Raw genomic sequence first — 21198 nt, forward strand, 5'->3', positions numbered from 1 at the left:
GTCGTCAAGAAACCGGAACCGTCCGCGCACCCGCGGGCCGAACCCAAGAAAGGCCACACAACAATGGCTAAATTCCTCTACAGCCTGGGGCGCGGGGCCGCCAGGCGAGCTTGGGCCGTCATCGCGGCCTGGGCCGTGATTCTGGCCCTGTCCGTCGGGGCCTACCTGAGTTTCGGCGGGACTCTGACCAACCAGTTCGAGATCCCCGGCACGGAAACCCAACGCCTGGCCGATCAGCTGTCGGACGAACTCCCAGAGGCCAACGAAGGTGTGGGCACCATTGTGTTCAGCACCGAGGGGGGCTCCGAGTTCACCGAATCCCAGCGGGAGGCCATCGGCGCCGCCCTGGATGACGCCGGTGAGGTTGACGGAGTCGCTTCCGTAACCAACCCCTTCCAGGCTCAGGACGAACTGGACTCCCAAGAGCAGCAACTCTCCGACGGTGAGGAGCAGCTGGGGCAGTTGATCGAACTGCGGGATTCCGGACAGCTGGAAGGTGCGGTGGCCGCAGGCATGGTCCCGGAAGGTGTCACGGCTGAAACGGTGACCGAGCAGGAGGCCCAGCTGGAGGTCGGCCAGCGCTCCATGGACCTCATGGGTGACTACGGTTTTGTCTCCCCGGATGGCAACACTGCGATCGCCACCGTGAACTTCACCGCCGCTCAGCCGGAGATCGAGCCGGAGGAGAAGGAAGGGGTGATGAACGCGATCGACGACGCCCGGATCAGTGGTGTCCAGGTCGATTACTCCACCGAACTGGCCCAGACCCTGGGGATCTTTGGTGCGGCCGAGGTGATCGGGCTGATCGTGGCTGCGACTGTGCTGTTCATCATGCTGCGCACCGTCATCGGTGCCGCCGTGCCGGTGCTCACCGCCCTGGTGGGTGTGGGTGTGGCCGCGACTGCTGCACTGTCCCTGTCCGGTGTGGTGCAGATGGCCTCCGTGACCCCTGTGCTGGGTCTGATGTTGGGTCTTGCCGTGGGTATCGACTACTCCCTGTTTGTGCTCAACAAACACCGCCAGCAGTTGCGCCGCGGTGTGCCCCTGTACGAGTCCATCGGTCTGGCCACCGGGACCGCCGGCTCTGCCGTGGTGTTCGCAGGCTGCACCGTGATGATCGCCCTGGTGGCACTGGCTGTCTCCGGGATTCCGTTCCTGGCTTTGATGGGTGGTGTGGCTGCGTTCTCCGTGTTGGTGGCCGTGCTGATCACCATCACCCTGACCCCGGCACTTCTGGGCCTGGTGGGCCTCAAGCTGCTGCCACAGACCCAGCGTGACCAGGTGACCTCCGGGCACTTTGTGGAAGACGCCGCCCACGTGAAGACTCCGCGCTCCGTGCGGCACCCGCTGCTGACAGTGATCGGTGCCTCCACCGCCCTGATTCTCTTGGCCATTCCGGTGGCCAGCATGCGCCTGGGGTTGCCGGATGGTTCCTCCGAACCGGCCGACACCACCCAGTACCAGGCCTTCCGGATCGTGGATGAGACCTTTGGGGCAGGCCGTAACGGTCCCATGACCGTGGTGGTGGAACATCCCGAGGACCTGTCCCAAGCCGAGGTCAGCGAACTGCAGCTGAACGTGGGTGAGCGCATCCAGGAGTTGGACGACGTCAAGAACGTTGTCCCCGCACCGCCCGAGGACGGCACCAACCTGGCCATCCTCCAGGTGGTTCCCGAATCCGGGCCGGCTGATGAAGCCACAGAAACCCTGGTCAATGACATCCGCGGGTTGTCCACTGAGTTCCAGTCCTCTGATGACGCCTCGATCGGGGTTGCAGGTCAGACCGCGGCCAACATTGACATCTCCCAGGTCCTGGCTGACGCGCTGCCGCTCTACCTGGGTGTGGTCATCGCGATCTCCCTGGTTCTGTTGGTGATTGTGTTCCGCTCGTTGATCGTGCCGCTGATTGCTTCCCTGGGCTTCCTGCTGTCCCTGTTGGCAGGTCTGGGCGCCTTGGTGGCCGTGTACCAGTGGGGTTGGTTGGGCGGTCTGTTCGGGGTTTCCGATCCCGGACCGATCCTGAGCTTCCTGCCGACCCTGATGGTGGGCATCCTGTTCGGCCTGGCCATGGACTACCAGTTGTTCATCGCCACCGGCATGCGGGAGGCCTACGTCCACGGTCACCCGGCACGTGTCGCTGTGGTCCGTGGTCTGGTGGGCGGCCGGGCAGTGGTGACGGCCGCGGCCATCATCATGGCCTCCGTGTTCGCGGGCTTCATCTTCTCCCACCTGACCATGATCCGGCCCATGGGCTTCGGCCTGGCGGTTGGCGTGCTGCTGGACGCTTTTGTGGTACGCATGACCATCATGCCGGCGCTCATGACCCTGCTGGGGGACAAGGCCTGGTGGCTGCCCAAGTGGCTGGACAAGATCCTGCCCAACGTGGACGTTGAAGGTGATTCCCTCAACCAGCACCGCGAGCCCGTGGAGTCCCCCGCGGACAAGGATCAGCGCGTGGCTCAGGAGACGGTGGATGCGGAGATCGCATCCGCCCTGGGCCGGGGTTGCGCACATTCCACGACTCTCCGGTAGTGGCACGACAAGCTCAATCAGCCTGTGAGCGAACACCGTTTACATTGCTGAGCTGCTGTTTGAGGATGGATCGGTAGATCATCAGCAGTCCGTGAACGACGACGACGGTGGGTGACCACGGTCGTCGTCGTTCACCATTGAGGTCAAAGGAGGCCACCATGGCCGGCAAGAACACCAAGAAGAAGACCGCCGTTGCTCACTACACCGTTCCGGGGCTCACGGATCAGCAGGGGCTGGAACTGGCATCCGCGCTGCAGGACCGTCTGCACGCGCTGAACGATCTCCAGCTGGTGCTCAAGCACGCCCACTGGAACGTCACGGGCCGCGGGTTCATCAGCGTGCACGAGATGCTGGACCCGCAGGTTGAACTGGTCCGCGGATTCGTTGACGAGGTGGCCGAGCGCATTGCCACCCTGGGTTACGCCCCGAACGGGCTCTCCGGTGCGATTGTGGCCGAGCGTTCCTGGGACGACTACTCGATCGGGCGCGCTGGCGTCTACGAGCACCTGGCCGCACTGGACCTGGTTTACACCGGGCTGCTGGAGGACCACCGCAAGGCGCTGGCCAAGGCCGGTGAGATCGACCCCGTCACAGAGGACATGCTGATCGGGCAGGTCAAGGAACTGGAGCTCTTCCAGTGGTTCGTGCGTGCTCACCTGGAGAACAACGGCGGTGAACTGGAGACCGCCGGTGCCCGCACGGAGAAGGGCGCTGCAGCCAAGGCGCGCGGCAAGAAGCGCTGAGGAACTTCAGCGGCCTTAAGCCGCGCTGAGTGCCGAGGGGCCGGAACCCATGACGGGGGCCGGCCCCTCGTGCTGTCCCGGGAACCCCTGTGCTCTGGATGTCCGTTCCGTCACAAGTGGTTACGGGACACTTCACCCAAGTTGTACTGTGCAGTGCTCGGGATTTTCCCGGATTCTTGCGGCCACCGATTCTGCCCCAGTGGCCTGGTTGTTTGTTGAGGAGCACCACCCCATGTCCGTGACCCACACCGGATCACTTCCCCAGGTCCCAGCCCCGCAGTCCGACGGCGTGGCAGGTACCGGTTCCATCCCCACCGTGGACCTGGACCCCAAGCGCGTGCGGACCCTGTTGGGTGTGCTGATCGTTTCTGCTTTTGTGGTGATCCTCAACGAGACCGTGCTCTCCGTGGCACTGCCCGATCTGATGGAGGACCTTCAGATCCCGGCCACCACGGCTCAATGGTTGACGGCCGGTTTCATGCTGACCATGGCTGTGGTCATTCCCACCACGGGGTTCCTGCTGGAACGCCTGCCGCACCGTGTGGTGTTCATGACCGCGTTGTCCTTGTTCACCGCCGGTACTGCTCTGGCTGCGGCAGCCTCCAGCTTCCCGTTGTTGATGGCCGGGCGCGTGGTTCAGGCCTCCGGCACCGCCTTGTTGCTGCCGTTGTTGATGACCACCGTGCTGACCGTGGTCCCGGCGGAGCGCCGCGGTTCCGTGATGGGTCTGATTTCCGTGGTGATCTCCGTGGCACCGGCCATCGGCCCCACCATCTCCGGGATCATCCTGGGTGCCCTCAGCTGGCGCTGGTTGTTCCTGATCATGCTCCCGATTGCTGTTCTGGCCCTGGTGGTGGGTGCTCTGCTGATGCCGTCCATGGGCACCCCACGCAAGGTCAAGTTGGACCTGGTTTCCGTGGTGCTTTCCGTCCTGGGCTTTGGTGGACTGCTCATGGGCTTGAGCGGTTTCGGCAGCCACGGTGGTGAAACTGCTGACAGTGGTGGGGGCATTCCGCCGGTTCCTGCGCTGATTGTGGGCGTGATCGCCCTGGCGGTGTTCGTGTGGCGGCAGCTGCGGCTCCAGCGCGAGGACCGGGCCCTGTTGGACCTGCGTCCTTTCACCCAGCGGACCTTCACCATTTCCCTGGGCCTGATGATCGTCTCCTTCAGCACCCTGTTTGGTGTGGTGATCCTTCTGCCGCTCTACATGCAGAACGTGTTGGGTCACTCCACCCTGACCACGGGGCTGACCATGCTGCCGGGTGGATTGATCATGGGCTTCCTGGCCCCGTTTGTGGGGCGGCTCTATGACCGCCACGGCGCCAAGGTGTTGGTGATTCCCGGGACGATCGTGCTCAGCCTGGCCATGTGGACCTTCTCCACGGTGGGGGAGAACACCCCGCTGTGGTTGATCGTGGCAGCGCACGTGGTCATGAGCTCCGGCTTGGCCCTGTTGATCACGCCGCTGATGACCTCCGCTCTGGGCAGCCTCCCGCAGTCCTTGTACTCCCACGGTTCCGCGCTGCTCAACACGCTGCAGCAGGTCTCCGGTGCGGCCGGGTCCGCCCTGTTCATCACCCTGATGTCCCTGGGGGCCGCCAGTGCAGCATCGGGTGGAGCCACCGCCACGGCGGCTCAGGCCCAGGGCATCCACATTGCGTTCCTGGTGGCTGCCGGGATCTCCGTGGTGGCCATTGTGGTGTCCTTCCTGGTGCCCAAGCGGGCTGAGGGAAGTTCTGCTCGGCGCCCGGTGCACTGATCCCGGGGCTCGCCTGGTTCTCGAGTGGTCAGAATCCTGGCTCGTTGTATTGGGTGGTCAGTTTCCTGGTCGATCAGCGCTGATCGACCAGGAAACTGACCACTGAACACCAGCAGTGGGCCCAGTGACTACTCAGCATCCCCATCAGGGTGGTGCCGCAACGCACCCACTGACCATCTGGATCTAGCGCGTGGCCTGCTCCAGGTGTTGGAGGATGTGCCGGTAGGTGTGCCCGGTTGCCTGCGTCATCCCCAGTTCGCACGTGCGATTCAGGGACGCATAGGCATCAAAGTCCCGCTCATTGACCTCCGTGCTCTCCCGCGCCGTGGCGGATGCGGTCAGCTCAGGGTGCAACATCCCGCGGTCCCCGGCGTAGCCGCAGCAGTTCCAGGCCACCGGGGTCACCACCTCATCCGCCACGGCATCAGCCAGCACCCCGAGCGCCCCGTTGACCCCCAACTGCGTGGACGAGCACGTGGGGTGAAGGACCATTGATCCCACCCTCTGCTTGACCTGCAGTTGCGGGAGCACGTGGTCGGCCACGAATTCCACCGCATCCACAAACCGCAACGCTGCGTACTTTGAATCGGCTGCTCCGGCCTTCATGGCCTCCAGCCCCTCCGTGCAGGACGAAGCATCACACACCACCGGCAGTCGCCCCTGCTCCGAGGCCTCCCACAGCGCAGGCAGGGTCACCTCACGCATGCGCTGGTGACCGGCAGTCATGCCCTTGGACTTCCACGGGGTGCCGCAGCACGTGGCGTCCACGTTCTCAGGCACCGTGACCGCCACCCCGGCCCGCTCGCACAGAGCAAGCAACGCCTCGGCCGAGGACAACGACGACGCCGTCCCCTCCTCCCGCTGTCCCTTCACCGATGGCTCGTCCCCGAACATGGCGGTGACACACGCCGGGAAGAACACCGCCGACGCATGGGGATCCTGAGGGCCGGTCGGGCGTCGTCGTCCTCCGGCGGGAAGTGAGCTCAGGTACTCGGGGACGCGGTCCCGGCCCAGGAGCCGACGCCCCACGGCGGTGGCACTGCGCGGCAGGAAGGACGGCACGGCCTTGGCCACGCTCAGTGCGGTCGATGCCCCGCGGACCGTCTGCCCCCAGTTGGCTGCTGCGGTGTCCCAGAGTTTGGCCTCTGCGCGGGAGGTGCCGTCCGCTCGCAGCCGCCGCACCAGGTCCCCGGTGTCAATGAACACCGGGCAGGCGGTGGAACACATGCCGTCAACGGCACATGTCTGTTGGCCGTGGTATTCGTACTCGCGGATCAAGGTCTGGGCGCTCTGGTGGTCCCCACGGGCTTGGGCAGCCACGATTTCGCGGCGCCCCACAATGCGCTGGCGAGGTGTCAGCGTGAGGTCCTTGGACGGGCACACGGGTTCGCAGTAACCGCACTCCACGCAGCGGTCCGCATCCTCCTCAGCAGCCCCGGTCAGGGAGGGCGCGATCTTGAGGTCCTGGAGATAGCACAGGGGGTCGGCATTGAGGATCACGCCCGGGTTGAACACGCCCCGAGGATCCACCAGGCGTTTGAGCTCCTCCATGACGTCGTAGAGCTCGTCCCCGTACTGCCGCCGGACGAACGGGGCCATGATCCGCCCCGTTCCGTGTTCGGCCTTGAGGGATCCGCCGTTGTCCAGGATCAGATCCACCATCTCATCAGTGAAGTCCTGGTACCTCTGCAGGCATTCGGGATCGGAGAAGTCCTCGTTGAGCAGGAAGTGGACGTTGCCGTCCTTGGCATGCCCAAAGATCACGGACTGCTGGTAACCGTGGGCGTCGAACATCTCCGTCAGGGATTCACAGGTGGCGCCCAAGGTGGAAACCGGAACAACCACGTCCTCCAACAGTGCGTTGGTGCCGGACGGGCGGTGGCCTGCCACGGCGGCGTAAAGGCCTTTGCGCACGGTCCACAGCGCAGCTCGGGCGGTGGGGTCCAGCGTGAGGTCGGGCTTGCTGACAAGGGGGAGATGATCGAACAGATCTGCCGCCCCGTCAGTGCGCTCGCGCAACAGCTCCGCGGTGTCCCCCTGGTACTCCACCAACAAGGCCGCGTGGTTCTGAACCTGAACTCCGGCTATGGGGCCAGGTGCCTGGCCGGAGGCCTGTGCCACCTTCAGGGAGGTGGCATCCATCAACTCCACCGTGGCCGAATGGGCCGCCACCAGGTCCGGAACGGCATCCGCTGCGGCATACAAATCCGGGAACACCAACAGGCCCGTGGCCATGTGGGGATACACGGGCACGGTGCGGAACACGGCCTCCGCCACAAAACCCAGGGTGCCCTCCGCCCCGATCATCAGCCGTTCCAGGATTTTGACCGGCACACTCTGGTCCAGGAACGCGTTGAGGCTGTAGCCCATAGTGTTCTTCATGGCGAACAACCGCTGGATGGTGGCCACCGACTCCGCGTTCTCCACAACGCGCCGCCGCAACCGCAGCAGGCCCTCATGGAGGTCTGGTTCGGCTTCATGCAGGTGGCGGTCGGCATCCGGATCCGAGGTGTCCAGCACCGTGCCGGAGGGCGTCACCAACACCATGGATTCCAAGGTCTGGTAGGTGTTGAACTCCGTCCCGCAGTGCATTCCGGAGGAGTTGTTGGCGATGACCCCACCCAGGGTGCAGGCCGATTCGGACGCCGGATCGGGGCCGAGCTTTCGACCGTGTCGGCCCAGCGCGGTGTTGACCTCCCGCACGGTGGTTCCGGGTCGGATGGTGACCCGGGCGGCGTCGTCGTGAATGTGGAAGCCACGGAAGTGGCGGCGGACGTCCACCAGCACTTGATCGGTGACTGCTTGGCCGGACAGGGAGGTGCCGCCGGAGCGCAGGGTCAGGCCGGCGCCGTGGCGCTCCAAGATCCGCAGGAGTGAGCCGACCTGCGCGGCGCTGTGCGGGCGGACCAGGGCGCGAGGATGCAGGAGGTAGTGGGAGGCGTCGTGTGCGGCCGTGACCCGCTCCAGCTCGGAGGCGACGGTCTCCCCGGGCCAGGCGCGCAACTGCTCCAGCAGGGGGTCCTGAGCCTGGCGGGCAACGCTGTGGGGCCGGATCTGGGTCTGGGTGGGCGTGGAACGGCGGTTGTGCGAGGGCACAGTCATGCGGGGCCTCCTTGATCCGCGGGTCCCACAAGTATCGCAGCTTTCCGCGTGCTACTCCTTCCCCTACCCGCCGAGTAGGCCGTTTGATCGCTGCTGAGTGTGTCAGGGGCGATCAAACGGCCTACTCGGCGGAGGGGAGGGAGCAATTCGGCGGAGGGGGAGGGGGTGCCTGGGCGGAGGGGGCGACAGCCTAACCGCCCGAACGTGACGAAAATCCTGACCCCATCCACGGTCAACTTTTGCCGTGACTGACCGCCACGGGCGACCATAGTTCAATGCACTCCACACCTTCCGGACGTCTGTCCTCCACGTCCGCTCAGTCTGAGCCTGAGCAGCCAACGGACCTCAACAACACGATTGCCGTGGTGGAGGCCGCCAAGGTGGGGGCACTGGAGCATCTTGAGGCTCTGGTGGCCGCCGGGACGGTGGAAGAAGCTGAGGCATTGAGCTTCATCCAGCGCTTTGACATCCACTACCCCGCGCTGATTGACCTGGTGCGCCGCACCTACGGTTCCGGCGAGCACGTGACCTCCGTGATGGTGGCGTTGGGCAAGTCTCTGGCAACGTCCTGGGGTACCCGGGCTGCTGACCTGCGGGAGCTGGATGAGTGCCGCAGTTCCGATCCTGACTGGTTCCTGTCCCGCCACCAGCTGGGCGGGGTCTGCTACGTGGACCGCTGGGCCGGGGACCTGGCCGGCTTGCGGGACCGCATCCCCTACATGGAGGAGCTTGGGCTCACCTACCTGCACCTCATGCCGGCCTTTGCCGTGCCTGAGGGCAACAACGACGGCGGCTACGCGGTCTCCTCCTACCGGGAGATCGATCCGCGGCTGGGAACCATGCAGGAGCTGGCCGGAATCTCCCGTGACCTGCGTGAACGTGGCATCAGCCTGGTGGTGGATTTTGTGCTCAACCACACCGCCAATGACCATGAATGGGCCAAGGCGGCTCGCGCCGGGGATCCCAAGTTCCAGCAGTACTACTGGATCTACCCGGACCGCACCATGCCGGATGCCTTTGAGCAGACCACTCGGGAGATCTTCCCGGATGACCACGCCGGCTCCTTCACCCCGGTGGCACCGGGGGACCCCCGCTGGGTGTGGACCACGTTCCACGATTTCCAGTGGGATCTGAACTGGACCAACCCTGAGGTCCTGGCCGCCATGGCGGGGGAGATGCTGTTCCTGGCCAACCAGGGTGCTGAAGTGCTGCGCTTTGATGCCGTGGCCTTCTTGTGGAAGGAACTCGGAACCTCCTGTGAGTCCTTGCCGCAGGCCCACTGGATTGTTCAGATGCTCAACCGGGTGTGCCGCATTGCCGCACCGGCCACGATCTTCAAGTCCGAGGCGATTGTGCACCCGGACGAGGTGGTCCAGTACATCCACCCGGACGAGTGCCAGATCTCCTACAACCCGTTGCAGATGGCTCTGACCTGGGAGACCCTGGCCACGCGCAACGGTGTGCTGCTCAATGACGCCATCAGCGAGCGCCACGGTCTGCCGGCCGGCACCGCGTGGGTGAACTACGTGCGCAGTCACGATGACATCGGCTGGACCTTCTCCGATGAGGACGCCTCACGCCGCGGGATCGACGGGTACCACCACCGCCGGTTCCTCAACGACTTTTACACGGGCCGGTTCCCGGACTCGTTCGCCGACGGCGTGGCCTTCCAGTACAACCCCAAGACCGGGGATGCGCGGGTGTGTGGCACCACCGCTTCCTTGGCGGGCACCACCACGGATCATCCCGACGACGGCGTCAACCGTGTTCTGCTGGCTCATGCCATCGCCATGTCCACGGGTGGGTTGCCTCTGCTGTATCTGGGCGATGAGCTGGCGCAGACCAACGACCCCGACTGGCACTTGGACCCGGCCAACGGCAATGACTCCCGGTGGGCCCACCGCCCGCGATTCCCGGAACGGGGTTTCCGGGACCGGGAGGACACCTCCACCGTGGCGGGCCGGGTGTTCCAGGGGCTCAAGCACATGCTGGCCGTGCGTCACCAGACCACGGAGTTCGACGGCGCTGATCTGATCGGCTTTGAGCCCAACAACCAGCACCTGGTGGCCTACCAGCGCCCGGGGCTGGACCCGGAGGGTTGGCCCAGCACTGTGCTGTGCCTGGCCAACGTGGATGACCACCCGCACCGGGTGGAGGCCTCCACACTCTCCGGTTTTGAACGGGATGCCACCTCCCTGCTGGATGACCGCATTGTGGATCTGGCGCTGGGGGTTGTCCTGCAGCCGCACTCGACGGTGTGGCTGCGCGTCTACAGCAAGTGAAGCTCAGCAGAGCCTGGGTTCGGACTCCCAGGCGTGGGTGATCAGCTCAACCAGTACGTGACCGTCGACGTCGTGAAGTTGGTTGACGTAGATGCAGCTGACTGCTGTGCGGTGCTTGCCCAGGCGCTCCAGAAGCTCGGCTGAGCGTGGGTGGTTCTGCAGCCCGTAGAGGCTGATGGAGGCCTTGCGGGGGCTGAAACCGATGCGAAACGTGTCCCCTTCCCGGCCTGTGGCGTAGCGGTAGTGGACCTGCCCGTAACCGATCATGGAGGGCCCCCACATGGTGGGTTGCTCGCCCGTGGCCTCAGTGAACAGTTCCAGCAGCTCCAGGCCTTGTTCCACGCGACGGGGCCAGGGCAGGGAACGGAGGAAGTCGGCGGGTTCCACGGAGGTGGGGTGGGTTTTCAGATCCGCCGCTCCCGTACCGGTGTGCCCGTCAGTGACTTTGGCTGAATGGTCAGTGACGACGGCGCAGCGGCCGTTGGCTCCCGGTGCATCCGCCATGGACAACCCGCGCTCCGCCAGGGCTGCCTGCAGGCGCTCCAGGCCGCGGGCCCCCACCCCGTGCAGGGCCAAGAGCTCCCCGTACGGCACGCCGTCGAGGTCCTCCAGGCTGGTGTGACCTGCTTGCCTCAGTGCGCGACGCGCTGGAATGCCCACTCCGGGGACGTCCTCAAGAGATGTGCTCATGGTGGGCAGCTTACGGCGGCAAGCCGTGGCACCCGTGAGGTGCGCAAAGGGCACTCGCGCAAAGATGGGGACGGTCCACGCCAGTGCATACCGGTCACCTGGGTGGACACCGGTCAGTCATCAGGAGGTTGTACTTGTCCACCAGCAGCGGCTGCGGGTGCTCCCGCGCCACCCCGGATGCTTCCGGCAACCTGGCCCTGGATTTGGAGGCGCGGTTCAACTGCGTGAGCAAGGTTCCGCTGTTCCGGGACCTGCCGATCCAGGAGCGGCGCAGCATAGCCTCCCGGATCACGGCACGCGTGGTGTCCCGGGGTGAGGTGGTCCAGGCCCAAGGTGCCATGCCCGCTCTGCAGATTGTTCATGCGGGGCAGGTCAAGCAGGTGCGTCTGGCACCAGACGGTTCGCAGCGGCTGCTGCGGATCCTGGGCCCCGGGGAATTCATGGGGGAGCACTCGGTGCTCACCGGTTCTCCCGCCCCACGTATGGCCACGGCTCTCACGGACGTGCAGGTGTGCGTGCTCTCCCGGTTGGACGTTCAGCAGTGGTTGGACCAACGTCCGCAGATGGCCGTGAACATGCTGCAGGCGGTCACCCGGCGACTGGAGGAAACGGAAGCCCAGCTGGCTTCACTGGCGGATCGCACCGTGACCCAGCGCCTTGGCGACTACCTTCTGAGCGCCTCGGACGGGTTGGTGGGGTACCCGTTCGAGCTGCCTGTCAGCAAGAAGGACTTGGCCAGTCTGATCGGCACCACCCCTGAAACTCTGTCTCGCCGCCTGCGCAGCCTCTCCGACCGGGGAGCCCTGGCACTGGGCAGCGGCCGACACATCACCATCCTGGACCAAGAGCTCCTGGCCGCCGACTGAGCCAGGGCATCCCGGCGGAAGCGGGCCTTCCCCTGGCCGTGTCTGCGTTGTGCGGCTGGCTCGCGCTAGCTCCGTGAGCCTGACTCGTGCTGCCCTGTGAGCTTGGATCATCGACTGCTTCAGGTGACGTGTCTGCGCCCGCGCCCCTCACATCCCCAAGAACTCCTTCCAGCGGGGCAGTTCCCGCTGGGCCTGGAGGTAACCGGCGGCGTAAGCGGCTTGCAGCCGAGCCACCCGCCGTTCCCCGTTGGAGACCGGCATGTTCTCCGGGGTGAACACCATGGCCTGCCCGGAGTCCTGGAGGTCGTACAGCTCTTCCCGGGTCCGGTTGTAGTTGGCCGGGCGGGCGTCCAGGGCCTCCACCACCGCCGGGTGGTCACGGAACTGCCGCCGGTAGATGGATGCAAAGCGCTCGGGCTGTTTGATGTAGCTGCGTTCACGAGTCAGGATGACCAGGAACTTGGTGTACCCATCCGCGCGTGCGGCGTCGATGGCAATGCCACCCGTTGGCCCCAGTGCACCGTCCACCCACACCGACCCCCGGTAGTTCACCGGCGGCATCAGCACGGGCATGGACGACGACGCCCGGACCTGCACCATCAGGTCCTGCTGTGAACCCAGGTCCTGGCGGGAGAAGTACACGTGTTCACCGGTGGAGGCGTTGAAGGCCCCGATCTTGTAGCGGGCGGGGTTGCGCGTGAATTGGCTGTAGTTGAAGGGCAGAGAGGCATCCGGAAGCCCGGACTTCTCGTAGATGTACTCCGCGTTGAACAACCCCTGGCCCCGGGCAAAAGTCCGTAAGTTGCCGAACTGGGGGTCCTGGGCGAACTCCACGAACGTTCGCCTGGCCCGTGGGGCATCCCGGGCGATGTAATTACAGGTGTGACTGGACCCGGCGGAGATACCGCCCACCCAGTCGAAATGGATCCCGGCTCCCAGCAACGTGGTCACAGCACCTGCCGTGTAACTGCCACGCATGCCGCCGCCCTCAAAGATCAGGGCCGTGTCCGTGACGTTGCTTGTCAACGCAGTCGTCTCTGCTGCGTCATCAGTGGAGTTTGTGCCGGGTGCACCGGGGTAACCCAGGTTGGCGCCGTCGTCGTCGGTGGCGGAGAACTGGTCCGGACCATCAGCCATGGGTGGTAGCTCCTCTGTCGCGCGCAGGTCTGTGTGGGGGATTCGAGCCTATCCGTCAGGCCAGAACTTCCATGTGCAGCTGGTAACGATCCGCCCGATACACGGAGATCGAGTACTCCACGGCCCGTTCCGCCAGCGCCGGATCGGTGTCCGGCATGGTGCCCGTGGTGAAGGAACGCCGGTGGAAGACCAGAACGGGGGTGCCGGGGTCTATGCCCAGCAGCGCGGCGTCCTGGGGTGTGGCCGCCTGGGCCTGCACGGTTTGTTCGGCGCGGGTCACGGGGGCTCCGGCGCGGGCGAGCATTCCGTAGAGGGAGCTTTCCCAGTCCGCGTCCAGGGGCAAGAGATCCAGTGGAACCCAGCTGTCGTCCACGCTGACCGGAACACCGTCCCCCAGGCGCAGGCGGCGGATCCGCAAGGCCTGGGACCGGCCAAGATGTTGGGCCGCCGCATCCGGCGCGGGCTGCCCGCCCACCGTGTCCACGGCTGTGGTGGGCCTGAGCCCGGCTGCCTGCATGTCCTCGTGAAAGGACGCCAGGTGCAGGCGCGAGCGAGCCATGCCGTGGGTCACAAAGGTGCCCCGCCCGTGTTCCCGGACCAACAAACCGTCTGCCACCAACTGCGCGATGGCGTGGCGAACCGTGATCCGGGAGACGCCGAACTGCTCCACCAGGCGGCGCTCGCCGGGAAGCCGGTCACCGACTTTCAGGTCATCCCGGATCATCTGTGCCAGGGCATCACGCAGTTGGGCGTGCTTGGACCCGATCTGGGAACTCACCCGGATCCTTCACCCGATGATCTGGAACAAGGCATCTGCGGAGGCCACCAGTCCGTGGACGGGCTGGGTGATCTGAGTGGCATCGCCATCCATGAGCACCACGGGGCTGATCAGGTCATAGCCCTGCTCGCGCACGAATCCTGCATTCACCCGCAACAGTTCCTGGCCGGCGATGACCGTTTGCTTCTTTTCCACCAGGACCTCAAAGCCTTCACCCTTGAGCTGGACGGTGTCGATCCCCACGTGGACCAACACCCCCTGCCCGGATTCACTCACCAGGGCGACTGCGTGCGGCATGGCCTTCATGATCGTCCCGGCAACGGGTGCGACGACCACCAGTTGCCCCGCCGCGTCGTCGGGAATCACGGCGATCCCGGGACCCAGCATGCCCTGGGCAAACACCGGATCCGGGACTTCGCTCAACGGCACGGCCGCCCCGGCGAACGGGGCAAGAACGGGCGTGGTCACAAGAGGTCCTGGATGTCTTCGGCCAGGTTCTCTGCCTCCGGGCCCACCACCACCTGGACCACGGTGCCCGCCACCATCACGCCGTGTGCACCGAGTGCTTTGAGGGCCGCCTGATCCACCAGCGAGCTGTCTGCCACTTCAGTGCGCAGCCGCGTGATGCATCCTTCAATGTCTTCCACGTTCTGTGCCCCACCCAGGGCGGCCAGGATCTCTTCAGGCTTGGACATGGCTCCTCCTTGCATCCTCAGCCGGGGGTTTCTTGAGTTGTTTCCCAGGCTATTGACAGCTTCTCATGTGGTCAGTCAAAGTGACCACCAACACTGGTTATGACCAGTAATCATCACTGTACTAGAGAGCGAGAGGGCGGGTCCATGCCACTGCTAGGGATCCTGGGCGCCAGCGCCCACCAGAAGGCCGAGGGCAAGGAGCCCTCCAAGGCACTACAGGTTCTGCAGCGGTTGGGGCGCAGCCTCATGCTGCCCATTGCCAGCCTGCCGGCGGCGGCTCTGCTGATGCGTTTGGGGCAGGACGATCTCCTGGGCCGCTTTGACGGTCTGCACACCGTGGCCGCAGTGATCGGTGCGGCCGGAAGCGCCTTGTTCGACAACCTGGGCCTGCTGTTTGCCGTGGGCATCGCTTTCGGCTTTGCCAGGAAGGGCGATGGCTCCACCGCGTTGGCGGCCGTGGTGGGTTACGTGGTGCTGTTGGCGGTCTTTGATGCCATGGCGCCCGTGGTGTTGCCCGAGGGCCCCGACGGCGAACCACCGGTGATCAACTACGGGGTGTTGGCCGGCATCATCATCGGTCTGGTGACCGCCAAGCTCTGGGAGCGGTTCCACCGGACCAAGCTGCCGGACTGGCTGGGCTTCTTTGGCGGGCGCCGCCTGGTGCCCATGATGGTGGCTGTTGTTGCGGTGATCCTGGGTGTGCTGATGGCTTTCCCCTACCCGCTGTTTGCCTCCGGACTGTTGTGGACCGGTGAAACCGTGGCGGACAACGCCGTGTTGGGTGGTGGCCTTTTCGGGTTCGTCAACCGTCTGTTGTTGCCCCTGGGTCTGCACCACCTGTGGAACTTCTTCCCGTGGTTCCAGTTGGGAACTTTTGAGGGCGCACACGGTGACATCGCCCGGTTCTTTGCCGGTGACCCAGCGGCGGGAATCTTCACCACGGGCTTCTTCCCCATCATGATGTTCGCCCTGCCCGCCGCAGCCCTGGCCATCACGCACGAGGCCCGCCCGGAGAACCGCAAGGCCGTGGGTGGTGTGATGTTCTCCGTGGCGCTGACCGCCTTTGTCACCGGCATCACCGAGCCCCTGGAGTTCGCCTTCATGTTCGTGGCCTGGCCGCTCTACCTGGTCCACGCCGTCCTCACCGGTACCTCCCTGGCACTGGTCAACGCCCTGGACATCCACATGGGATTCGGCTTCTCTGCCGGTGCCATCGACTACGTTCTGAACTTCGGTCTGGGGCAGCGGGCCTGGATGCTGATCCCGATCGGCCTGATGTACGCGGTGATCTACTACCTGATCTTCCGCGTGGTGATCCGGTTCTGGAACCTGCGCACCCCGGGCCGTGAGGCCGAGGGAGACACCTCCATGGCCACGGACTCCGAACTGCAGAAGGGCCAGGCCAAGCGCCAGGTCAGCACGTCGGATGCAGAGCATGACGGCGTATCCGGCAGTTCCCAGCAAGCGACAGCGGCAGAAGCAGCGGGTGTTGCAGGAGCCGGTGCTGGAGCCGCAGGTGTCACGGTAACCGATGTGACCACAGGTTCGGGTGACTCCTCCGGGGAGCCCCGCAGCCAGGATCCGGACCTCGGTACGGGTCTCAACGCTGAAGGGCAGTTGTGATCCGTGGAGATCGTGATTGTTGAAACCCAGCAGCAGGCCGGGGAGTTGGTGGCTGAGGCCGTCGTCGCCCTGGTGGAGCGCAAGGCGAACCCGGTGCTGGGTGTGGCCACCGGCTCCAGCCCCGGTGCGGTGTACCGGGAGCTGGGGCGGCGGGTGGCCCAGGGGCGGCTCAGTCTCAAGGACACGCAGGCGTTCATGCTCGACGAATACGTGGGGCTGCCCGCCGATCACCCGCAGCGGTACCGGACGGTGATCGACCGCGAGTTCGTGCAGCCCACGGACATTGATCCCGCCAATGTTCACGGGCCGGACGGTTCTGCGCAGGAGATCGAGCAGGCCTGCGCAGACTACGAGCGGGCGATCACCAACGCGGGTGGCATCGACCTGCAGATCTTGGGAATCGGCACGGACGGTCACATTGCCTTCAACGAACCCGGTTCCTCCCTGGGCTCCCGGACCCGCCTGAAAACACTGACCAGACAGACACGGGAGGACAACGCCCGGTTCTTTGACGACGACGTCGCCTCCGTCCCCAAGCACTGCCTCACTCAGGGCGTGGCCACCATCATGGAGGCCCGGCACGTGGTGTTGCTGGCCTTTGGGCAGTCCAAAGTAGAGGCGATTCACCACATGGTGGAGGGCTCTGTTTCTGCCATGTGGCCGGCCACGGCCTTGCAGTTCCACCCGCACGTGACCGTGGTGTTGGATGAATCGGCGGCTTCTCGGTTGCAGTTGGCCTCCTACGCCCGGCAGGCCTGGGAGGCCAAGCCGGACTGGCAGGGGTTGTGAGGGTGGGGGATGCGGCGGTGGTGGGTCTGATTCTGCAGGCCGATCAGGTGGTCTTTCCTGATGGCCCGGCCTGCCCGGGCTGGGTGCGGGTGAGCGGAGAGGCAATCGTTGATGCCGGCACCGGTCCGGTCCCGGATGATGCAGGCGCCGCCCAGATCCGGCACCTGGGAGAGGTGACGCTAGCACCGGGTTTTGTGGACATGCACGTGCACGGCGGTGGCGGGGCAGCCTTCACGGAGGGCACTGAGGCCGCCCGTGTTGCTCGCGCCGCCCATCTGGCGCATGGGACCACCACGATGGTGGCCTCCCTGGTGTCTGACACCATCGAACAGTTGGAACACCAGGTGGCGGAGCTTGCGGGACTTGCAGAGACCGGGGAGCTGGCGGGCATCCATCTGGAGGGGCCGTGGCTTTCGGAAGTGCGCTGCGGGGCCCATGACCCCGGGCTGCTCCGGGACCCTCTGTTGGCAGATGTGAACCGTCTGCTGGATGCCGGACGCGGCCACGTCCGCATGGTCACGCTGGCGCCTGAACGCGCCGGGGCGTTGGAGGCCATCCGGACGCTGTGTGACCGCGGGGTGCTGGCTGCCGTTGGCCACACGGATGCCACTGACTCGCAGACCCGGGCCGCACTGGATGCAGGCGCTCGCGTGGCCACTCACCTGTTCAACACCATGCCCTCGCTGCACCACCGAGAGCCAGGCCCCATCCCACAACTGCTGGCCGATCCCCACGTGACCGTGGAGCTCATTGCCGACGGCGTTCACGTCCGCCCGTCCGTGCTGCGCATGGCTGTCTGCGCAGCACGTGGTCGGTTCGCGCTGATCACCGACGCCATGGCTGCAGCCGGTCATCCGGACGGTTCCTACCGTCTGGGTCCGTTGGATGTGGACGTGGTGGACGGTGTGGCGCGGATCCGGGACACCGGCGCCATTGCGGGTTCCACCTTGACCCTGGACCAGGCCGTGCGCTTTGCGGTCACTCAGGCGCAGATTCCGCTGGAAGTGGCCGTGCGGGCGGCGTCGTCGACCCCGGCCAGGGCGCTGGGGCGAGCGGACATCGGAAGGATCGCGCGGGGGACGCGGGCAGATCTTGTGGTGCTGGATGAGAAGTTGTCCGTGCAAGCAGTGCTACACGGGGGCCGTTGGGTGGAATGATCGTGGGTATGTCTGACCTGCCTACATCCGCTGCACCTGCCCAGAACTCGCCGGTATCCGCCCAGGCCCCCTCCGCGGTCTCCTTTCCCGTGGCCGACCGCTACGCGGGTGTCACCACCACTGCGGTGCGCGACCTGCTGGACGTTCTGTCCCAGGGCAACATCATTTCCTTTGCGGGTGGAGCGCCGGCAGCAGAATTTTTTGCCGCGGATGACATCCGGGCCAGCTTTGACTGGGTGTTCGCCAACCGCCCGGCCAAGGCGCTGCAGTACTCCTCCACGCCCGGTGAGCCCGAGTTGCGTGAGCAGGCGGCCCGGCGTGTGTCACGGTTCATCCCCACCACCGCCGATCAGATCCAGGTGACTACGGGGTCCCAAGAGGCCATTTACCTGGTGGGCAACGCCATGATCAACCCGGGCGACGTCGTGCTGGTGGAGCGGCCCACGTACTTGGCGGCTGTCCAGGCCTTTGCCTCCTCCGGTGCCCGGATGATCGGCATCCCTTCTGACGACGACGGCGCCCGCCCCGACGCCCTGGAAGATCTCATTCGGGAGCACAACCCCAAGTTCGTCTATCTGATCCCCACGTTCCAGAACCCGTCCGGGGTGTGCATGCAGGCAGGGCGACGCAAGGAAATCGCGGAGGTGCTGCTGCGCACCGGCACGCCGTTGGTGGAGGACGACCCCTACGGTGAGCTGCGGTTCTCCGGTGAGTTCATCCCGCAGATCTCCGCCTTGCCGGGCATGGCGCACCAGAGCCTGCTGCTGAACTCGATTTCCAAGGTCATGGCACCGGGTATTCGAGTGGGGTGGATCCGCGGTGAGGGCCCCATCTTGAACACCATCTCCATTGCCAAGGAAGCAATCGGGCTGCATTCCTCCGTGGTGGATCAGCTGGCGGTGGCCCGGTACCTGGAGGCATACGACGTCGACGCCCACATCCGCACCGTGGTGGAGGTCTACAAGCAACGGCGTGACGGGATGCGCCGGGAGTTGCTGGAGATGGTGCCAGAAGGTGCCACGGTCACCTCACCGGATGGAGGCATGTTCCTGTGGGCGGCACTGGGTAACGGGATCGACACCACAGCACTGCTGCCGATTGCCGTGCAGGAAGGGGTGGCCTTTGTCCCCGGGGAGTCGTTCTTTGCCCACGATCCGGACCGCTCCACAATGCGCCTGTCCTACGTGACCAACCCGCCGGAGGTCATCAGCGAAGGCCTGCACAGGTTGGGCCGGGCACTGGAACGCTGGCACGGGTGAGCCTGGTGTCATGTTCATGATGCGAGACCTGGGGGTGCCGGGTGCCTGCCAGCTCAGCCGCGGCTGGCAGTTCGGCTCGAGCGACCGGTGCAGCCATGAGCGCTGACAAGCTGCTGCACCGGCACTGGGGCTTGATCCTGCTGGTCGGCCTGGGAGGCGCGGTGGGTGCCGGGGTGCGCCTGCTGGTTGTTGAAGGCTTGTCCTTCTGGGTAGGGGCAGGTGCTGTGGCCACCGTTCTAGTCAACATTGCGGGAGCCTTTGGACTCGGTTGGCTGCTGCAGGCCTTGGTCAAGGCAGGGCGCCATGCCGGGCACCAGGTAAGACTCCAAGAAGGGCGCCAGGCCGGACTTGCGACTGGATTGCGCGAAAGGCACCCAGCCGGGCCGGAGGCAGGATTCCACGGAGAGCGCCAAGCAGTGCTTCAGGCCGGGCCGGAGGGCACCAAACGACGTCTGTTGCGGCTGGGTCTGGGAACCGGTTTTTTTGGCGGGTTCACCACGTACTCGGGGTTCGCGCTGGACACGGTCACGCTGGCGGGACTCTCCCCTTCGCTGACCAGTGGTGCCACCGCCGGAACGGCTGCGGGTCTGGGATCTTTGGGGCCGGTCTTGTCGGTTGCGCTGTACCTGGCCGCCAGCCTGATTGGTGGTCTGGCGGCTGCACTCTTGGGCATGGCAGTGGGTGCGGCCGTGGGGCGTCGTGGTTCTGGAGACTCGCTCAAGTCTGCTGATGCCCGCCGTTCTGCGGGGCCAATGGAGTCTGTAGATCCGTTGGGCTCTGTTGACCCGTTGGGCTCCGGTGACCCGGCCAGGTCTGTTCATGCAGACAGGCCCGTTGATCCCCGCGTGGCTGTTGATCCGACCAGGGGGGATGCGTGATGGTCACCGCAGGTCAGGTGTTGCCGTGGATGCTGCTGGCTGCCGCCGCCGGTGGGTTGGGTGCTGCAGCCCGGTTCCTGATGGACGGCGAGATTCGACTCCGGTGGCGTGGTGCGCTGCCGTTGTCCACCCTGGTCATCAACGTGGCGGGCTCATTGCTGCTGGGTCTGACCTGCGGATTGGTGGGCACTTTACCCACGCCGTCCCTGGTGGCCCTGGTCTCCGAGACGACGACGCCGACCGCAGCCATCTCGAGTGACCCCTGGACGTTGGGGGTCGCGCTGGCCCTGGTGGGGTTCTGTGGAGGTTTCACCACGTTCTCCACGGCCATGTATGAAGTAACCCAGCTGCTGCTCAATCGCCGCACCTGGATGGCCGTGGGCTACTGGGTAGGGTCGGCAGGGGCCGCGGTGATCGCGGTGGTGCTGGGCATGATGTCGGGCGCGCAGCTTTAAGCCATCCAAGCTCTGTGTTTGGATGGCATCTGAAGCATTCGCCCATGTGAAAGGACTCTTGCGTCGTTCTCCGGGGATGCCAAGACATCATCGAGTTGCCCAGTGATCGCATGGTCCTGGGTTCTGAGTGCCGCTGCGGTCCTCATGGCGGTGATCTCGGCCGCAGGCATGATCACCACCCAGGCGGCAGCTACCGAATCCACCGTGACTGATGCCGCACAGGCAGGTCAGCTGGCTCCGTTCTTTGCTGTGGGCGCGTCATTCCTGGGCCTGGGATTGGTGGTGACCGGCATGATTGTCACCAGTGTGGCGGCCGGACGTGCTCAAAGTCGTGGGCGGAAGGGCTTGGTGAAGCGCTCGCTGATCATCATGGGCCTGGGACTGAGTGCCTCCTTCTGCGCCTGGGTGCTCACCCTGCTGGTGTGGGGATTCCTGCGGTGAGACCGTGGGGCG

The 21198-nt window shown here is 65.4% G+C and carries 19 protein-coding genes; 12 read left to right on the plus strand and 7 right to left on the minus strand.

Going from position 1 to position 21198, the window contains the following annotated elements; translation table 11 throughout:
* The first annotated feature begins 63 nt into the window (after positions 1 to 63).
* A complete protein-coding gene (locus GTW58_RS00115) occupies positions 64 to 2532 on the plus strand; it encodes an MMPL family transporter (RefSeq protein WP_119932533.1) in 2469 nt (822 codons plus the stop codon).
* Between the two features lie 13 nt (positions 2533 to 2545).
* Here GTW58_RS00115 and GTW58_RS00120 read toward each other — a convergent pair whose 3' ends face one another.
* Positions 2546 to 2710, minus strand: coding sequence for a hypothetical protein (locus GTW58_RS00120; RefSeq protein ID WP_157980450.1), 165 nt, complete (start codon positions 2708 to 2710; stop codon positions 2546 to 2548).
* Here GTW58_RS00120 and GTW58_RS00125 point away from each other — a divergent pair.
* Entirely contained in the window at positions 2691 to 3275 is a 585-nt protein-coding gene (locus GTW58_RS00125) for a Dps family protein (RefSeq protein WP_047690283.1), read from the plus strand. The two genes, GTW58_RS00120 and GTW58_RS00125, sit on opposite strands and share 20 nt — an antisense overlap.
* A gap of 232 nt (positions 3276 to 3507) precedes the next feature.
* Entirely contained in the window at positions 3508 to 5034 is a 1527-nt protein-coding gene (locus GTW58_RS00130; RefSeq protein ID WP_119932532.1) for an MDR family MFS transporter, read from the plus strand.
* A 183-nt stretch (positions 5035 to 5217) separates the two neighbouring features.
* On the opposite strand, the gene GTW58_RS00135 is transcribed toward GTW58_RS00130, so the two are convergent.
* The gene (locus GTW58_RS00135; protein ID WP_119932531.1) at positions 5218 to 8136 is read right to left on the minus strand and encodes an FAD-binding and (Fe-S)-binding domain-containing protein; all 2919 of its coding nucleotides are present in this window, start codon (positions 8134 to 8136) and stop codon (positions 5218 to 5220) included.
* 275 nt (positions 8137 to 8411) lie between these two features.
* Here GTW58_RS00135 and GTW58_RS00140 point away from each other — a divergent pair, with 275 nt between their 5' ends.
* Positions 8412 to 10418: an alpha-amylase family protein gene (locus GTW58_RS00140; RefSeq protein WP_119932530.1), complete on the plus strand. Its 2007-nt coding sequence runs from the start codon at positions 8412 to 8414 to the stop codon at positions 10416 to 10418.
* A 3-nt stretch (positions 10419 to 10421) separates the two neighbouring features.
* Here GTW58_RS00140 and GTW58_RS14930 read toward each other — a convergent pair whose 3' ends face one another.
* The gene (locus GTW58_RS14930) at positions 10422 to 11108 is read right to left on the minus strand and encodes a DUF1801 domain-containing protein (protein WP_119932529.1); all 687 of its coding nucleotides are present in this window, start codon (positions 11106 to 11108) and stop codon (positions 10422 to 10424) included.
* Positions 11109 to 11242: 134 nt separating this feature from the next.
* Here GTW58_RS14930 and GTW58_RS00150 point away from each other — a divergent pair, with 134 nt between their 5' ends.
* Positions 11243 to 11974 (plus strand): Crp/Fnr family transcriptional regulator, encoded by a 732-nt coding sequence (locus tag GTW58_RS00150; RefSeq protein ID WP_081994288.1) that lies wholly within the window; start codon positions 11243 to 11245, stop codon positions 11972 to 11974.
* 147 nt (positions 11975 to 12121) lie between these two features.
* Here GTW58_RS00150 and GTW58_RS00155 read toward each other — a convergent pair whose 3' ends face one another.
* Genes GTW58_RS00155 through GTW58_RS00170 form a run of 4 tightly spaced genes read right to left on the minus strand, consistent with a single transcriptional unit; the run spans position 12122 to position 14584 of the window.
* Complete coding sequence (locus GTW58_RS00155) at positions 12122 to 13111, minus strand: patatin-like phospholipase family protein (protein WP_081994286.1); 990 nt, start codon at positions 13109 to 13111, stop codon at positions 12122 to 12124.
* 55 nt (positions 13112 to 13166) lie between these two features.
* Entirely contained in the window at positions 13167 to 13889 is a 723-nt protein-coding gene (locus GTW58_RS00160) for a GntR family transcriptional regulator (RefSeq protein ID WP_052209779.1), read from the minus strand.
* 9 nt (positions 13890 to 13898) lie between these two features.
* Positions 13899 to 14357: a PTS sugar transporter subunit IIA gene (locus tag GTW58_RS00165; protein WP_047692107.1), complete on the minus strand. Its 459-nt coding sequence runs from the start codon at positions 14355 to 14357 to the stop codon at positions 13899 to 13901.
* Positions 14354 to 14584, minus strand: coding sequence for a PTS sugar transporter subunit IIB (locus GTW58_RS00170; protein WP_047692106.1), 231 nt, complete (start codon positions 14582 to 14584; stop codon positions 14354 to 14356). Before GTW58_RS00170 ends, GTW58_RS00165 begins: the two co-directional genes overlap by 4 nt.
* A 144-nt stretch (positions 14585 to 14728) precedes the next feature.
* Here GTW58_RS00170 and GTW58_RS00175 point away from each other — a divergent pair, with 144 nt between their 5' ends.
* The 7 genes from GTW58_RS00175 (at position 14729) to GTW58_RS00205 (ending at position 21186) form a co-directional block, all read left to right on the plus strand.
* Positions 14729 to 16207 carry a PTS transporter subunit EIIC gene (locus GTW58_RS00175; RefSeq protein ID WP_197052132.1) on the plus strand — a complete coding sequence of 493 codons (1479 nt, stop codon included), beginning with the start codon at positions 14729 to 14731 and terminating at the stop codon, positions 16205 to 16207.
* A gap of 3 nt (positions 16208 to 16210) precedes the next feature.
* Positions 16211 to 16996, plus strand: coding sequence for a glucosamine-6-phosphate deaminase (nagB, locus tag GTW58_RS00180; RefSeq protein WP_047692105.1), 786 nt, complete (start codon positions 16211 to 16213; stop codon positions 16994 to 16996).
* Positions 16997 to 17013: 17 nt separating this feature from the next.
* A complete protein-coding gene (gene nagA, locus GTW58_RS00185) occupies positions 17014 to 18153 on the plus strand; it encodes an N-acetylglucosamine-6-phosphate deacetylase (RefSeq protein ID WP_198673407.1) in 1140 nt (379 codons plus the stop codon).
* A gap of 8 nt (positions 18154 to 18161) precedes the next feature.
* The gene (locus GTW58_RS00190; RefSeq protein WP_119932528.1) at positions 18162 to 19412 is read left to right on the plus strand and encodes an aminotransferase-like domain-containing protein; all 1251 of its coding nucleotides are present in this window, start codon (positions 18162 to 18164) and stop codon (positions 19410 to 19412) included.
* Between the two features lie 95 nt (positions 19413 to 19507).
* Entirely contained in the window at positions 19508 to 20290 is a 783-nt protein-coding gene (locus GTW58_RS00195; protein WP_052209777.1) for a CrcB family protein, read from the plus strand.
* Complete coding sequence (locus GTW58_RS00200) at positions 20290 to 20745, plus strand: fluoride efflux transporter FluC (protein WP_232817981.1); 456 nt, start codon at positions 20290 to 20292, stop codon at positions 20743 to 20745. Before GTW58_RS00195 ends, GTW58_RS00200 begins: the two co-directional genes overlap by 1 nt.
* Positions 20746 to 20847: 102 nt before the next feature.
* Positions 20848 to 21186: a hypothetical protein gene (locus GTW58_RS00205; protein WP_119932527.1), complete on the plus strand. Its 339-nt coding sequence runs from the start codon at positions 20848 to 20850 to the stop codon at positions 21184 to 21186.
* Positions 21187 to 21198: the final 12 nt, after the last annotated feature.

Origin of the sequence: Kocuria subflava (assembly GCF_012163155.1) — a bacterium.
GTDB lineage: Bacteria > Actinomycetota > Actinomycetes > Actinomycetales > Micrococcaceae > Kocuria > Kocuria subflava.

Bases quoted from the DNA above. Each gene is read 5' to 3' on its own strand.
- GTW58_RS00115 (WP_119932533.1), top strand. From the start codon at position 64: ATGGCTAAATTCCTCTACAGCCTGGGGCGCGGGGCCGCCAGGCGAGCT.
- GTW58_RS00125 (WP_047690283.1), top strand. From the start codon at position 2,691: ATGGCCGGCAAGAACACCAAGAAGAAGACCGCCGTTGCTCACTACACC.
- GTW58_RS00130 (WP_119932532.1), top strand. From the start codon at position 3,508: ATGTCCGTGACCCACACCGGATCACTTCCCCAGGTCCCAGCCCCGCAG.
- GTW58_RS00135 (WP_119932531.1), bottom strand. From the start codon at position 8,136: ATGACTGTGCCCTCGCACAACCGCCGTTCCACGCCCACCCAGACCCAG.
- GTW58_RS00140 (WP_119932530.1), top strand. From the start codon at position 8,412: ATGCACTCCACACCTTCCGGACGTCTGTCCTCCACGTCCGCTCAGTCT.
- GTW58_RS14930 (WP_119932529.1), bottom strand. From the start codon at position 11,108: ATGAGCACATCTCTTGAGGACGTCCCCGGAGTGGGCATTCCAGCGCGT.
- GTW58_RS00155 (WP_081994286.1), bottom strand. From the start codon at position 13,111: ATGGCTGATGGTCCGGACCAGTTCTCCGCCACCGACGACGACGGCGCC.
- GTW58_RS00170 (WP_047692106.1), bottom strand. From the start codon at position 14,584: ATGTCCAAGCCTGAAGAGATCCTGGCCGCCCTGGGTGGGGCACAGAAC.
- GTW58_RS00175 (WP_197052132.1), top strand. From the start codon at position 14,729: ATGCCACTGCTAGGGATCCTGGGCGCCAGCGCCCACCAGAAGGCCGAG.
- GTW58_RS00190 (WP_119932528.1), top strand. From the start codon at position 18,162: ATGTCTGACCTGCCTACATCCGCTGCACCTGCCCAGAACTCGCCGGTA.
- GTW58_RS00195 (WP_052209777.1), top strand. From the start codon at position 19,508: ATGAGCGCTGACAAGCTGCTGCACCGGCACTGGGGCTTGATCCTGCTG.
- GTW58_RS00200 (WP_232817981.1), top strand. From the start codon at position 20,290: ATGGTCACCGCAGGTCAGGTGTTGCCGTGGATGCTGCTGGCTGCCGCC.